Origin of the sequence: Pseudoduganella guangdongensis (genome assembly GCF_009857475.1) — a bacterium.
Classification (GTDB): domain Bacteria; phylum Pseudomonadota; class Gammaproteobacteria; order Burkholderiales; family Burkholderiaceae_D; genus Rugamonas; species Rugamonas guangdongensis.
Genome location: NZ_WWCJ01000005.1, coordinates 265174 through 278866, shown reverse-complemented (window position 1 = coordinate 278866; position 13693 = coordinate 265174). Strand labels below are relative to the sequence as shown.

The following is a 13693-nucleotide window of genomic DNA, read 5'->3' as shown; positions in this document are numbered from 1 at the left end:
GCGGCCATTAATATGCGTGCCTCGTTGCAGAACAACGCGACAAAATGCCCACGTGGCGGAATTGGTAGACGCGCATGGTTCAGGTCCATGTGCCGCGAGGTGTGGGGGTTCGAGTCCCTCCGTGGGCACCAAAAATTCCGCAAAAAAGCCGCTGAAAAGCGGCTTTTTTGTTTTCTAAATTCGGGGTCAGGTCTGACAATCGGACACTCAACCCGATTCTTTGCGATTGATCAAAGCCCTTCGCAGATTTCCTGCATTGAAATTCCCCCACCCCATCTTTAAGCGCACCTTGAGAAAAATCAAAGGTAATGCGTTGGTGTCCGATTGTCAGACCTGACCCCGAATTTGTTCCGAATTGCGAATAATCAATTTTCCCCTTGACCGATCGGGTTGCGGCCATTAATATGCGTGCCTCTGTTGCAGACAACACCGCAGCAGAGAGTTGAAGAAGTTAGCGCCCACGTGGCGGAATTGGTAGACGCGCATGGTTCAGGTCCATGTGCCGCGAGGTGTGGGGGTTCGAGTCCCTCCGTGGGCACCAAACGCTACCTTCTGAGACAAATTGCAGCACCAGTGCCCACGTGGCGGAATTGGTAGACGCGCATGGTTCAGGTCCATGTGCCGCGAGGTGTGGGGGTTCGAGTCCCTCCGTGGGCACCAAAAATTCCGCAAAAAAGCTCATCTTCATTGAGCGCGTTCTAGAGCGCGTTCAGGCTGATGGGCTTTTTTCATTTCTGGCCTAGCGCGCCAAGACCATTGCAACTGCCTGCGCCAAACTGCGCGTCGGGCGGCCAATCAAACGCTCCAGCGCTTTCCCGTCATCGAACAAGCCGCCCAGTGCGGTGCCTGCGTCGGAATCGGCCAGCAGTTCCGGCCAGGGTGCGGGTACGCCCACGGCGGCCAGCGCGCCGGCATATTCAGCCTGCGCGACGTTGCGGTAGCTGACCGGGCGTCCGCTTTGGCGCGCGACTTCGCTTGCCAGTTGCGCCAGCGTGAAGGCGCTGCTGCCGGCCAGTTCGTAAACCTGCTGCGGGGCGTCGGCCAGCAACACTGCGACCGCTGCGGCGGCGTAGTCGGCGCGGGCGGCTGCGGCAATGCGCCCTTCGCCTGCGCTGCCCAGCACTTCGCCGCGCTCTGCGGCGCCGCTGATGCGGCTGTCGAAATTCTCCAGGTACCAGCCGTTGCGCAGGAAGGCGTGCGCCAGCCCGCTGTCGCCGATGGCGGTTTCGGTCGCGACGTGTTCTTGTGCCATTGCCAGCGGCGAGCGGTCGGCGTGCAAAATGCTGGTGTAGGCCAGCAGGCTTGCGCCGGCGCGGCGGGCGGCGGCGACCACGTTCAGGTGCTGCGGCAGGCGCTGGCCGACGGCGTCGGACGATATCAGCAGCACCTTTTCCGCACCGGCCAGGGCGGCATTCAGGCTGGTCGGGTCGTTGTAGTCGGCTTGCCTTACCTGCACGCCGCGCGCGGCGAGATGGGCTACTTTCGCCGGGTCACGTACGGCGGCGATGACCTGCCCCGCAGGTACTTTCTCCAGCAAGCCTTGCACTACCAGTTGGCCCAATGCGCCCGAGGCGCCAGTGACGACGATCATGTTTCTCTCCTTGGTTAAGAACAATGTGGGGCTATAATAGGATCAACACTAACTTTTCGTAAGTACGCACTTTTCGGTAAGTATGGAAAAAACTTCAAAATCCCTGCGCGCTGCCCTGGCGCGTCACGTTGCGCGACCGGGCAATGTACTGGCGCCGGACTGCCCGTCGCGGGCCGTGTTGAGCCACGTCACCAGCCGCTGGGGCGTGCTGGTCCTGGTGGTGCTGTTGGGCGGCATGCACCGTTTTAGCCAGTTGCGCAAGGAGGTCGGCGGTGTGAGCGAGAAGATGCTGGCGCAAACCCTGGTGGCGCTGGAGGGCGATGGTTTCGTGCTGCGCACTGCCCTGCCGGTGATTCCGCCCCATGTTGAGTACACCTTGACGCCCCTCGGGCGCGAGGTGGCGCAGCGGCTGGAGCTGCTGGTCGATTGGATTGAGGATAATTTGCCACGCATCATCACGCCGCAGGTGTAATACACTGGCGGGGTGGAGAAGAACATCACCATCCTGGTCGCAAGCAGTACCAGCCTCGATGTGGCAGGGCTGGAGCTGGCGTTTGCACGGCACCAGTACCGGGTTGAGTCGGTCGCCAGCGGTGCTCACGCTTTACAAGTGGCGGCTGCCGGCGGGGTCGCCCTGGTCTTGCTGGATGCGGCGCAAGCCGGCAGCGCGGAATTGGAACTGACCGGTCAACTGGCGCTGGCGGAAGCGGGCCGCCGCATTCCCGTCCTGGTCATGTCGCACCGCCCTTCGCAGGATGAACAACAGCGTGCCGCGCGCGCCGGCGCGGTGGGCTATTTCGGCCTGCCGCTCACCACCACCAGCGTGGTCGATCACGTGCTGCTGGCCCTCCAGGGCCCGCGCATCGGCGGCTTTGACCTGGAAGTCAACTATCACGCGATGGCCGCCGCTTCGCCGGATGCGGTGCTGCTGCTGGACATGGATTCCGGCCGCCCGGTTGATCTGAATTACCGTGCCGAGCAGCTCCTGGGCCGCAGCGCGCTGGAGCTGCTGGCCATGCCGTACTCCGACCTATGCGATCCAGCTGAACTTGCCGCCATGATGGAACGCGTGCATGCGGGCGAATTGCGCGTCCACCGCATCAACTTCACCCATAGCAGCGGGCGCATGCTCGAGTGCGAGGTGCGCGGCGTGCGCATTGCACGTCCGGGGCGGCGCCTGTTCCATATCCGTCTGGTGGACGCCTCCGGCGCCCAGCGCGCAGAGGCCTTGCGCCTGGGCCAGGAGCAGCTGCTGGAGATGATGGCGCGCGGCGCGCCGCTGCAGGCCACCCTGGAAGCCCTGGTGGCGCTGGTGGAGTCGCAGTCGGATGGCGTGCTGTGCTCCGTGATGCTGCTGGACGAGGACGGCCAGCATATGCACAGCACCTGCTGCCCAAGCCTGCCGCCCGAGTATGCCGCCAGCCTGGAAGGCTTGGGCATCGGGCCTGGCGTCGGCTCCTGCGGCACGGCCATGTACCGGCGCGAGGCGGTTGTGGTGTCGGACATCGAGCACGATCCGCTGTGGGCCCCCTACCGTGCCCTGGTCCAGGCGCACGGCCTGCGCGCTTGCTGGTCCATGCCGATCATGCAGGACGAGCACACGGTGCTGGGCTCCTTCGCCATGTATTACCGCACGGTGCGCCACCCTGATGTAGAGGAGCAGCGCCTGATCGGCGTCGCCAGCCACCTGGCCAGCATCGCCATTGAACGGGCGCGGCGCGAGGCCGAGCTGCTGCGTCACCGCACCCACCTGGAGGAGCTGGTGGCGGCGCGCACCGCCGACCTGTCGCGCGCCATGGAACAGGCCGAGCTGACCAACGAAGAGCTGCAGTCGGCGCTGGAAAACCTCAGCATGACGCAGGAGGAGCTGGTGCGGCGCGACAAGCTGGCGGCGCTGGGTTCGCTGGTGGCCGGGGTGGCGCATGAATTGAACACGCCGATCGGCAACAGCCTGGTCACCGCGTCCACCTTTGCCGACCACACTTCGGCCCTGGCGGGCCAGATGGCAGCCGGCATCCGCCGTTCGGAACTGGCGGCCTACCTGGCGCAGGCGCGCGAGGCGGGCGCGATCCTGCAGCGCAACCTGCAGCGCGCCGCCAGCCTGGTGGCCAGCTTTAAACAGATCGCCGTCGATACCACGGACGTCCAGCGCCGCAGCTTCGACCTGGCGCAGCTGTTGCAGGAATTGCTGACGCCCCTATGGGCCAGCCTGCCGCAACCGCGCCCGCAACTGGCGCTGGACGTGGCGCCCGGCCTGCAACTGGACAGCTACCCCGGCCCGCTGGCGCAAGCGCTGGGCCACCTGCTCGACAACTGCATAACGCATGCTTTCGGCGCGCAACCGGCGGCCGGCGCCAAAGTCAGCCTCGGCGCCCACGCGGAAGGCAGCGAAGTGCTGCTGACCGTGGCCGACAATGGCGCCGGCATCGCCCCTGAACACCTGCGCCGCATCTTCGACCCGTTTTTCACCACCCGCCTGGGCGCCGGCCAGTCCGGCCTTGGCCTCTACATCACCCACAATATCGTGACCGGCGTGCTGGCCGGCCATATCGAGGTGGCCAGCACGCCCGGCCAGGGCAGCACCTTTACCTTGCATTTACCCATGAGCGCTCCCCGATGAAACGCCGCCTCGCCCTCCTCCTGCTGACCGCCAGCGCCGCCGCCGCCGCACTGGCCGCCCCCGCCCGCTGGTACCTGTACCAGAGCCGCCTCGACGGCCAGAAAGCCTGCTCGCAAACGCCGCTGGGCGAAGGCTGGACGCAAATCGCCGGCCCGTACCAAGATGCCCATTGCGAAAAGTTGGTGCGTACTAAATAATGGAGCCAGAGCAAGAAGCAGCGCCATCCCAACGACCACGAAGGAGACCGTATGTTTCAAAATCCCGAGCAGTTCGCCAACGCCACCAAGACCCTGTTTGAATTCCAGCTGGAGACCTTCAACACCCTGACCAGCCGTGCCATGCAGGGCGTGGAGCAGGCGGTGGCCCTGAATATGTCTACGGCCCGCAAGGCGCTGGACGAGCATGTGGATGCCGGCCGCCAGGTCAGCGCCGCCGCCAGCCCGCAGGAGGCGCTGGACGTGATCAACGCCCGCCTGCAGCCCGGCATGGCGGCGACCAACGCCTATAACCAGCAGCTGAGCGCCCTGTTGACAGAAATGTCGACCGACTTCCACAAGGCCGCCGACGCCCACCTGGCCGAGGCCAAGTCCAACTTGAGCGCCCTGATTTACGACGTGACCAAGAATGTGCCGCCCGGTTCGGCCAACGCGGTGGAAATTGTCAAAACGGCCATCGATAACGCCTTTAAAGGCTATGAACAGGTGACCCAGGCCACGCGCGACGCCGTCAAACAGTTCGAGCACCAGGTCGAAAAAGCCAGCGCCAAGAGCAAGAAGGGCTGACAACGCCGGCGCCGGCGCGTTATACTGTATATAAATACAGTTTTCGCGCCGCGCCTGCATGAACCCAGTCCTTGAAAATCCGTTCTATTACCTGGAAAACTTCCACCAGGTCCTGCATTGGATTGGCGAGCGCTATAGCGACCTGCTGACCGGCGAGGAAGCCGAATTCCTCGCCCGCTTCCCTGCCCTGCCCCAACCGGCGCGCGCGCTGTTCGTGCGCATGGTCATGCGCAAGGGCGAATTTTTCCGCGCCTCCAAGCTCAGTTACCCCGAAATCGGCTGCACCGTCAGCGCCGCCGCGCCCCTGGTCGAGCAAGGCTGGCTGCTGCAGGACCCGGAACTGACCCTGGACGAATTATTCGACCTGCTGCAAAAGCCGGAGATCGCGCGCGTGTTCGCGCTGACCGGCGCCGAACGCAGCGCGCGCAAGGCCGAGCAGCTGGAAGCGCTGCGCGCGCGCCACGAAGGCCGCCACCGTTTCACCGCCTGGTATGCCGACGCCGGCGACCAGGTCTACCACATCCTCTCCAAGCCGCTGTGCGACCGGCTGCGCCTGATCTTCTTCGGTAACTTCCACCAGGACTGGTCGGAATTCGTGCTGTCCAACCTGGGCATCTACCGCTATGAGAAGGTCGAGTTCTCGCCGGCGGCGCGTGGTTTCCGCTCGCGGCGCGACATCGACGATTACCTGGCCCTGCACGCCTGCCGCGAGCGCTTTGCCGACGGTGCTGACCCGCTGCTGCTGGCGCGCGAACTGCCGGCGCTGGCCGGCGACAATGAATGGCTGCTCAGCCGGCGCCAGAAAATGCTGTTCCAGTTCGGCCAGCAGCTGGAAAAGCTCGGCAACTGGGCCGGCGCATTTGAGCTGTACGAGCAGTGCGCCTATCCCGGCGCCCGCGCCCGCGCCATCCGCGTGCTGGAGAAAGACGAGCGCCTGGGCCTGGCCTACGAATGGCTGCAGCGCGCGCAAGCCGCGCCCGAAAGCGAGGCCGAGCGCCAACAGCTGCTGCGCATGGCGCCGCGCCTGCGCCGCAAACTGGGGCATATGCGCGCACCGGCCCACAAGCCCACGCCGGTGGAGCGCATCGACCTGCAACTGCCCATGCCCAGCGAGGATTGGTGGGTCGAGGGCGTGGTGCGCGACCACCTGTGGCAGGACGACGCGCCCTGCTTCTACGTTGAGAACGCGCTGGCCAACTCGCTGTTTGGCCTGCTGTGCTGGGATGCGGTGTTTGCCGCCATTCCCGGTGCCTTCTTCCATCCCTTCCACCACGGCCCGGCCGACCTGCACAGCGCCGACTTCCAGCGCCGCCGCGCCGCCCTGTTCGAGGCCTGCTTCGCGCGCCTGGACGACGGCAGCTACGTTGACCATATCCGCGCCAACTTCGCCGCCAAGTCCGGCCTGCAGTCGCCCTTTGTGTACTGGGACGCGATCGACGGCGAGCTGCTGGAACTGGCGCTGGCCTGCATTCCGGTCGCCCACCTGCGCCGCTGGTTTGAGCGCATCCTGCTGGACATCAAATCCAACCGCAGCGGCTTCCCGGACCTGATCCAGTTCTGGCCCGCCGAATCCCGCTACCGCATGGTGGAGGTGAAAGGCCCGGGCGACCGCCTGCAGGACAACCAGCTGCGCTGGATCGATTACTGCGCCGAGCACGGCATGCCCGTTTCCGTCTGCTACCTGGCATGGCAAGAATGAGCTATACGATCGCCGTCCGCGCCCTGTGCGAATTCACCGCCAAGCAAGGCGACCTTGACCTGCGCTTCACGCCCACGCCGACCGCGCAGGAAGGCATCGAGGGCCACGCCATCGTCACCAGTCGCCGTGACGACGGCTATGAGCGCGAGGTAAGCCTGGCGGGCGACTTCGGCCCGCTGCATGTGCGCGGCCGCGCCGACGGCTACGACCCGCGCCAGAACCAGCTGGAGGAAATCAAGACCTACCGCGGCGACCTGGCGCGCCAGCCTGCCAACCACCGCATCCTGCACTGGGCCCAGCTCAAGGTCTACGGCCACCTGCTGTGCGCCGCGCGCGGCCTGCCGGCACTGCGCCTGGCGCTGGTCTATTTCGACATCGGCACGCAAAAGGAAACCGTGCTGGCCGAAGACGCGGATGCCGCCACCCTGCGCGCCTTCTTCGAAGAGCATTGCGGGCGCTTCATCGCCTGGGCCGAACAGGAGCTGGCGCACCGCACCGCGCGCGACGAACAACTACGCGCCCTGCGCTTCCCGCACGACGATTTTCGCCCCGGCCAGCGCCAGCTGGCAGAAGCCATGTTCAAGGCCAGCGCACGCGGCTGCTCGCTGCTGGCGCAGGCGCCGACCGGCATCGGCAAGAGTATCGGCAGCATCTTCCCCATGCTCAAAGCCAGCGCCGAACATTGCCTGGACAAGGTCTTCTTCCTCGCCGCCAAAACCAGCGGCCGCAGCATGGCGCTCGGCGCGGTGGAAACCATCAAGCGCAGCGCGCCGCTGCTGCCGCTGCGCGCGCTGGAGCTGGCCGCCAAAACCACCGCCTGCGAGAACCCGGACAAAGCCTGCCACGGTGAGTCCTGCCCGCTGGCGCAAGGCTTCTACGACCGCCTGGCCGGCGCGCGCGCGGCCGCGCTGCAACTGCCGATGCTGGACCGGGCCGCCGTGCGCGAGGTGGCGCTGGCACACCAGGTCTGCCCCTACTACCTGCAATCGGAGCTGGTGCGCTGGGCCGACGTGGTGGTGGGCGACTACAACTACTACTTCGACATCAGCGCCATGCTGTACTCGCTGACGCAGATGAACGGCTGGAAGGTCGGCGTGCTGGCCGACGAGGCGCACAATATGGTGTCGCGCGCGCGCAAGATGTACTCGGCCGAGATGGACCATGTGCGCCTGCGCGTGCTGCGCAAGACCGCGCCGGAAGCGCTGCGCAAGCCTTTGGACCGCGTCCACCGGCAATGGAGCGCGCTGGAGAAAGAGCAGGAAGGCGCCTACGCCTGCCACGCCGCGCTGCCGGAAAAGTTCATGGCCGCGCTGCAGAACGCCTGCAGCGAAATCGGCGACTACATGGCCGAGCACCCAGCCTGGTTCGACGCGGACGTGCTGGACTTCTATTTCAACGCCCTGCTGTTCGGCCGCCTGGGCGAAAGCTTTGGCGAGCACTCGCTGTTCGATATCGAGATCAGCGACGGCGGGCGCGGCGCGGCGGCGGGCCGGGTCAACTCGGTGCTTTGCATCCGCAACATCCTGCCCGCGCCTTTCCTCAAGCAGCGCTTCGAAGCAGCGCACACGGTAGCCCTGTTTTCCGCCACGCTCAGCCCCTGGAACTACTACGCCGACACGCTCGGCATGCCGGAAGGTAGCGCCTGGGTCGATGTCGCCTCCCCGTTCGAGGCGCAACAACTGCAAGTGCATATCGCCAGCCACATCTCCACCCGCTACCAGCACCGCGAACGCTCACTGGCCCCCATCGCCGCACTGATGGGCGAGCAATACCAGCGCCAGCCCGGCAACTACCTGGCCTTCTTCAGCAGTTTCGATTACATGGAAAAGGTGGCCGAGTTGTTTGCCGCGCGCCACCCCGACGTGCCGCTGTGGCGCCAGGAGCGCCGCATGGACGAAAGCGCGCGCGACGCCTTCCTGGCCCGCTTCCGCACCGGCGGCGAAGGCATCGGCTTCGCCGTGCTGGGCGGCTCCTTCGGCGAAGGCATCGACCTGCCGGGCGACCGCCTGATCGGCGCCTTCATCGCCACCCTCGGCCTGCCGCAGATCAATCCGGTCAACGAGCAGATCAAGGCTCGCATGGAGAGCGCGTTCGGCGCCGGCTACGACTACACCTACCTCTACCCCGGCCTGCAGAAAGTGGTGCAGGCCGCCGGCCGCGTGATCCGCACCACCAGCGACCAAGGCACCATCCACCTCATCGACGACCGCTTCGCCCGCCCCGAAATCCAGGCCCTCCTCCCCGCCTGGTGGCAAGTCGCAGCGCGGAACTTTTCTGCATAGGTCCTGTCCAATGTCAAAACCTGCTGGTGTCACGTAGGCCACAGTGAAGTTTTAGCCCAGCAGGAGGCCACATGGATCACGGGGAGCGACTCGCTAAATTAGAGGCTGAAGTGGACTATATACGGGAAACCCTTGTAGAAATTAAAGGTGAGCAAGTCCGGCTCCGGGACCATATAGATCGCGGATTTGCCGAGTTGCGCACAGAGATGGCAAAAAACACGCGCTGGATGATCGGCATCGCCGTAACCTATGGTACGGCAATCCTCGGCATGATGGCCAAGATGGCCGGAATGTACTGAGCCCTGCAGCTCCGCAGGGACGAAACACTTCAAACGACGTAACCAGCGAGGGTTCCAGCTTAACTTTTGCCGCGTCTAGCCCATGCTTCCGTTTAAAGCCGCGTTTGAGCTCCGTAAGGGAATCATTACGATTCCGGTCTGATAGAACGTGGCAACTGTAGGCTTTGCTTTTGCAGAACCCCTACGGCCCGTCGTTAGACCCAGCAACCGCGCCGCGAGACTCCAAACCGCCGGTTCAACAGGCCTGAAGACAGTTATCGCCGGCGCTGGCCGGGGCCGCACAGGAGGGCGTGGTTCTCCTTGCGCTGGCGGACAATCTCGCGTGTTTCTTCCTCGCTCGCGACCGAACTTGCGCCGTTGGCGCGGTTGAAGGCGAGGCGCTTGGCTTTCTCGGAGTATGCGATCTGCTGCGCGTCGCGCGTACACATCTCATCGTCCGTCATCGGCTTGTCGGATTTGTGCATGCTGGGGTTGTACGGCTCTTTATTCGCCTGCTGCGCTGCCCGAGCCGCCGTCCTGCGCTCCTCCTGCTGCTGTTTGACCAGGCGCTCGCGCGACGCCCTTTCCCGCTCTCGCCAGTCGTCGCCGCCGGCCGACCCGGTCGACCCGGAGGTGGCGGCACGCGGCACCGCCTTCACATCCACCCCATCCTGTGGGCGATCCGAATAGTGCACCTTGCCGTTGGCATCGGTCCACTTGTACAACTGCGCGTGGGCCGGCAGGGCTGCCAGCGCCAGCACCATCCACAAAAATCGTTGCATACCTGTTCCAACCGTTTATTTAAGCGCAGGGAATTCCGCGCTGGAGACCATAAGCGAGAACTCGTGCCTGAATTCGTAATCGCCAACGTAAGCCTGTGCGATTTTTCCAGTCCAGGTAATCCTGAATTGAGAGGTATCGCCAATCCGGTCGAAGCGGATCTTGTGCTTTGCCGCCGCATCGTGTCCCAGCAAGTAAATGTGGAACGCCAGGTCTTCGAAATCCTCAACGGCCTCGGGCTCAGGATCGATACTCAGTTCCAGCCCGTCTAACATTTCGGGGGAATAGTCCGCTTTGGGACAAACGCGGAATCCCTCGTTACCCCAGTAGTTTGAGGACAACGTGCACGCGTGGTAATTGCCCCAGACGATGGGGGCTGCCCAGTCGGATGGATAATCCACGTCCTCATCATCCTGAATGTCCCGCTCCGCGTAGTAGTCGGCGGACTTGAGGTGCAGGTCGAACCACACCTCGCCGTGCATCTCTTTGGCGGACCATGAGAACTCTTTGATGGGGTGGCCTTCCGGCCACGGATTGTCCTTGAAATAGATCCGGTCAGGCGTCATGCGCATTTCTTATTGGCTGCAAACCCGGCATATTAGCTTGCGCGGGACAAGTGCAATCTCACCAAAAGTCACGCAACGGCCAGGGGCGCCTTATAAACCCTTCACTTTCTGGTAACCGCTGCGGCTCACCGGGATCTTGCGGCCGTCTTTCAGCACGGCGCAGTGGCTGTCCTTGGTGGCCTGTTCGATGCGCTCGATACGCTCCACATTCACGATCCACGAGCGGTGCAGGCGCACGAAGCGGGTCTGGTCCAGCTGCTCCTCCAGCTCCGACAGGCGCTGGTTCTTCAGGTAGGGTTTGCCCTCGGCCAGAATTTCGACGTAATCATCCTGCGCTTCGATGGAGTCGATGCGCTCCGCCGCGATCACGTGCACGCGCGCGCCGTCGCGGATCAGCACCCGCTCCAGCGGGCCATTGCGCACCGCCGCTTCGGCGGCCATCTGCACCACCGCCGGCCGCTCGCCGCCCAGCCGCTTGCGCACATGGGCCAGCGCCTGGTCCAGGCGCTCTTGCGGATAGGGCTTGAGCAGGTAGTCGATGGCGTGCACCTCGAACGCCTTCAGGGCATACTGGTCGTAGGCTGTCGCGAAAACGTAATGCGGCTTGCTGCCGGCCAGCTCCACCACTTCAAAACCGTCCAGCTTGGGCATCTGGATATCCAGGAACACCACATCGGGCTCCATCTCCGCGATCGCCTTGACCGCCTCGAAACCGTTGGCGCATTCCGCCACCACGTCCACGTCGGCGTGGGCGCGCAGGTATTCCCGCATGACGCCACGGGCCAGTTCTTCATCATCGACAATGACGACGCGCATATTTCAGGACTCCTTCGTCTCGACGGGCAGCGTCAGCGCCACCCGGTATTTGTTATTCTCTTGCGTGCAATGCAGTTTGGCCAAGTGGCCGTATGCCGCCTGCAAACGTTCGCGCACATTGACCAGGCCGATGCCATTGCCCTTGCGCGGCGGCGTGTCCGGGTCGGTATCGTTTTCCACGCTCACCGTCAGCAGCGAACCCTCGCGCCGCGCCTCGATGCGCACCACACCACCCTCCGGCAAACCGCCGATGCCGTGCTTGACCGCGTTTTCCACCAGCGGCTGCAGCAGCATGGGCGGCAGCAGGCATGGCAAGGCTGCGTCATCCACCTCCTGCTCAACGCCCAGCCGCGCGCCGAAACGCACTTTCTCGATCGCCAGAAAGTGGCCGATCAGGCGCACTTCTTCTTCCAGCGTGATTTTGCCTTGCGCTTCGATGCCCAGGCTCTGGCGGAAGAAGTCCGACAGGCGCTGCGTCATATCGCGCGCCCGCTTGGGGTCGATCGAGGTCAGGGCGCTGATCGAATTCAAGCTGTTGAACAGGAAGTGCGGGTCGATCTGGGTGCGCAGCATGCGCAACTCCGCATTGCGCGCCAACAGCTTCGACTCCAGCTCGCGCTGCTCCGCCTGGCGCGCCCGCAGGAACTCGGCCAGCAGGTAGTTCAGGGTGGCCAGCAGGCCGTACAGCATGACGCCAAGGCTGAACAACAGGGCCACCAGCTGGGGCCGGGGCGCGATGGCCTGCGCTTCGAACGCTTCGGCCGCGCCGTTCCACACGCCCAGTAAAAAGACCCAGAAGAAGCCGGCGCACACGGCAGCGGTCAGGGTCGAGACCAGGATCACCGCCGGGCTGCGCTCACGCAAGGGGTTGGCCTTGCACATATAGTAGGCGGAGAAGCCGGCCGCCACCGAGAACAGCAGGCTGGCCGGCACTGCGAACAACTGGGCGCGCAGCATGGTTTCGTCGCACAGGGCGGCCACCGCCCCGCCCGCGCCAAGCCCCAGCAGCAGCCACACGGTCAGGTACAGCAGCACGCCGCTGCGGCTGGTCAGTACGCGCTGCATCAGTTGCGGATTTCCACGCCGCCCATGATGGCGGTGCCACGCACCACCAGGCGCTTGCTGGCGTCCTTCGGCTCCATGGTTTTCTCGTCGAAGCCGCCCAGGATCGGCGTGCCTTCCAGTTCCACTGTCCAGTCGGTCGGCACCTTGATCGAAATGCCGCCCATGATGGCGAACACGTTCAGCACGGCGGTGCCGTTCAGGGAGGCGGTACGCATGTCCAGGTCCACGCCGCCCATGATGCTGGTGATGTCGCCGCCGCGGAAGTCCTGCGTCGTCACCTTGCGCTGGAAGCCGCCCAGGACAGCCGTCAGGTCCAGTACGCGTTCGCTGGTCTCGCCTTCCGACACGCCGAACAACGCGGAGTGGTCGGGATTATCGATATCGGCCAACGCATCGGCAGTCGACGAGCTGGAATTGCGGCGACGGGCACGGAACACCATCAGCACGCCAACCGCGATGAGGCCGATCGGGAACAGCACCTTCCAGCTGATATAGATCAGGCCCAGGCCCTTCAGCAAGGACACGGCGCCGAAGCCGATCATCATGCCGCCCGCCAGGTAGGCCACGCCGCCACGGCGCGGCGCTTGCGCCAGGGTCGAGGCGCCCACAACCATCAGGATGAAGGGCCAGAAGTGCACCCGCATATCCAGGTCGATCCACCCCAGATTATCGATCAGGAACAGGAAACCGGCCAGGATGACGGCGGCGCCGATCAGCATCTGGGTGGTGGTATTGCGCTCGCGGCTAGTCATTATTGGTTCTCCTCTTTTTTGGCGGTGTATTTAATCACAACTGGCTGCACCAGCATACTGATGCCTGCGATGATGACCAGGATCGGCCAGCTGTTGTTGAAGGTCAGGCCCCACAGGTGTTCGAACGATGCGTAGAACCAGCCGGCGAAGGCGATCTGGCACAGGCCGTCCACCACATGTTTGGGGGCGGTGGGCGGAATCAGTTTCACGGCGCCGAAGATCATCACCAGGAACGGCCAGTAACGCCACAGCTGGCCAATCGGCGGCATGTCGAAGTCGATCAGGAACAGCACGCCCACAGCGATGACGATCAGGCCCCAGAGCAGTTGGTTGCGGCCTTGCATGTCTTTGTTCATTTTCTTGCTCCCCGTTGATTGGATGGGTGAACGATACCGGGGGGCGGGCGGCGGCGAAACGGCTTTTCGGTGAATGGCGGCGCCGGCTCGGTGAATGGCGAAGATT

General features: G+C 64.3%; 14 protein-coding genes and 3 tRNA genes. 10 read left to right on the top strand and 7 right to left on the bottom strand.

What is annotated here, in order from left to right:
• Nucleotides 1-46 precede the first annotated feature (46 nt).
• The 3 genes from GTP41_RS09120 to GTP41_RS09110 all read left to right on the top strand — a co-directional run bounded on the left by GTP41_RS09120 (nucleotide 47) and on the right by GTP41_RS09110 (nucleotide 660).
• Nucleotides 47-131, top strand: a tRNA-Leu gene (locus tag GTP41_RS09120).
• A 325-nt stretch (nucleotides 132-456) separates the two neighbouring features.
• Nucleotides 457-541: transfer RNA gene (locus GTP41_RS09115), tRNA-Leu, on the top strand.
• A gap of 34 nt (nucleotides 542-575) precedes the next feature.
• Nucleotides 576-660: transfer RNA gene (locus GTP41_RS09110), tRNA-Leu, on the top strand.
• 79 nt (nucleotides 661-739) lie between these two features.
• Here GTP41_RS09110 and GTP41_RS09105 read toward each other — a convergent pair.
• Entirely contained in the window at nucleotides 740-1591 is an 852-nt protein-coding gene (locus GTP41_RS09105; protein ID WP_161025251.1) for an NAD(P)H-binding protein, read from the bottom strand.
• A gap of 82 nt (nucleotides 1592-1673) precedes the next feature.
• On the opposite strand from GTP41_RS09105, the gene GTP41_RS09100 reads away from it, so the two are divergent.
• The 7 genes from GTP41_RS09100 (at nucleotide 1674) to GTP41_RS09070 (ending at nucleotide 9273) form a co-directional block, all read left to right on the top strand.
• Nucleotides 1674-2063: a winged helix-turn-helix transcriptional regulator gene (locus tag GTP41_RS09100; RefSeq protein WP_161025250.1), complete on the top strand. Its 390-nt coding sequence runs from the start codon at nucleotides 1674-1676 to the stop codon at nucleotides 2061-2063.
• Between the two features lie 12 nt (nucleotides 2064-2075).
• Complete coding sequence (locus tag GTP41_RS09095) at nucleotides 2076-4211, top strand: ATP-binding protein (protein ID WP_371867309.1); 2136 nt, start codon at nucleotides 2076-2078, stop codon at nucleotides 4209-4211.
• Nucleotides 4208-4408, top strand: coding sequence for a hypothetical protein (locus GTP41_RS09090; protein WP_161025249.1), 201 nt, complete (start codon nucleotides 4208-4210; stop codon nucleotides 4406-4408). The genes GTP41_RS09095 and GTP41_RS09090 overlap by 4 nt, the downstream gene beginning before the upstream one ends.
• Nucleotides 4409-4459: 51 nt before the next feature.
• Nucleotides 4460-4993, top strand: a complete 534-nt coding sequence (locus tag GTP41_RS09085; protein ID WP_161025248.1) for a phasin family protein — start codon at nucleotides 4460-4462, stop codon at nucleotides 4991-4993.
• A 58-nt stretch (nucleotides 4994-5051) separates the two neighbouring features.
• On the top strand, nucleotides 5052-6692 hold the full coding sequence (locus tag GTP41_RS09080; protein ID WP_161025247.1) for a VRR-NUC domain-containing protein: 1641 nt from the start codon (nucleotides 5052-5054) through the stop codon (nucleotides 6690-6692).
• Nucleotides 6689-8974 carry an ATP-dependent DNA helicase gene (locus tag GTP41_RS09075; RefSeq protein WP_161025246.1) on the top strand — a complete coding sequence of 762 codons (2286 nt, stop codon included), beginning with the start codon at nucleotides 6689-6691 and terminating at the stop codon, nucleotides 8972-8974. The genes GTP41_RS09080 and GTP41_RS09075 overlap by 4 nt, the downstream gene beginning before the upstream one ends.
• Before the next feature lie 71 nt (nucleotides 8975-9045).
• On the top strand, nucleotides 9046-9273 hold the full coding sequence (locus GTP41_RS09070) for a hypothetical protein (protein WP_161025245.1): 228 nt from the start codon (nucleotides 9046-9048) through the stop codon (nucleotides 9271-9273).
• Nucleotides 9274-9527: 254 nt separating this feature from the next.
• On the opposite strand, the gene GTP41_RS09065 is transcribed toward GTP41_RS09070, so the two are convergent.
• From GTP41_RS09065 to GTP41_RS09040, 6 genes are all read right to left on the bottom strand, one after another.
• Entirely contained in the window at nucleotides 9528-10034 is a 507-nt protein-coding gene (locus tag GTP41_RS09065; protein WP_161025244.1) for a DUF4124 domain-containing protein, read from the bottom strand.
• A 15-nt stretch (nucleotides 10035-10049) separates the two neighbouring features.
• Nucleotides 10050-10598 carry a hypothetical protein gene (locus tag GTP41_RS27100; RefSeq protein WP_202419671.1) on the bottom strand — a complete coding sequence of 183 codons (549 nt, stop codon included), beginning with the start codon at nucleotides 10596-10598 and terminating at the stop codon, nucleotides 10050-10052.
• Nucleotides 10599-10688: 90 nt separating this feature from the next.
• The gene (locus GTP41_RS09055) at nucleotides 10689-11414 is read right to left on the bottom strand and encodes a LytR/AlgR family response regulator transcription factor (protein ID WP_161025243.1); all 726 of its coding nucleotides are present in this window, start codon (nucleotides 11412-11414) and stop codon (nucleotides 10689-10691) included.
• Nucleotides 11415-11417: 3 nt separating this feature from the next.
• Entirely contained in the window at nucleotides 11418-12479 is a 1062-nt protein-coding gene (locus tag GTP41_RS09050) for a sensor histidine kinase (RefSeq protein WP_161025242.1), read from the bottom strand.
• On the bottom strand, nucleotides 12479-13231 hold the full coding sequence (locus GTP41_RS09045; protein ID WP_161025241.1) for a LiaF transmembrane domain-containing protein: 753 nt from the start codon (nucleotides 13229-13231) through the stop codon (nucleotides 12479-12481). Before GTP41_RS09045 ends, GTP41_RS09050 begins: the two co-directional genes overlap by 1 nt.
• Nucleotides 13231-13587, bottom strand: coding sequence for a LiaF transmembrane domain-containing protein (locus tag GTP41_RS09040; protein ID WP_161025240.1), 357 nt, complete (start codon nucleotides 13585-13587; stop codon nucleotides 13231-13233). The genes GTP41_RS09045 and GTP41_RS09040 overlap by 1 nt, the downstream gene beginning before the upstream one ends.
• Nucleotides 13588-13693: the final 106 nt, after the last annotated feature.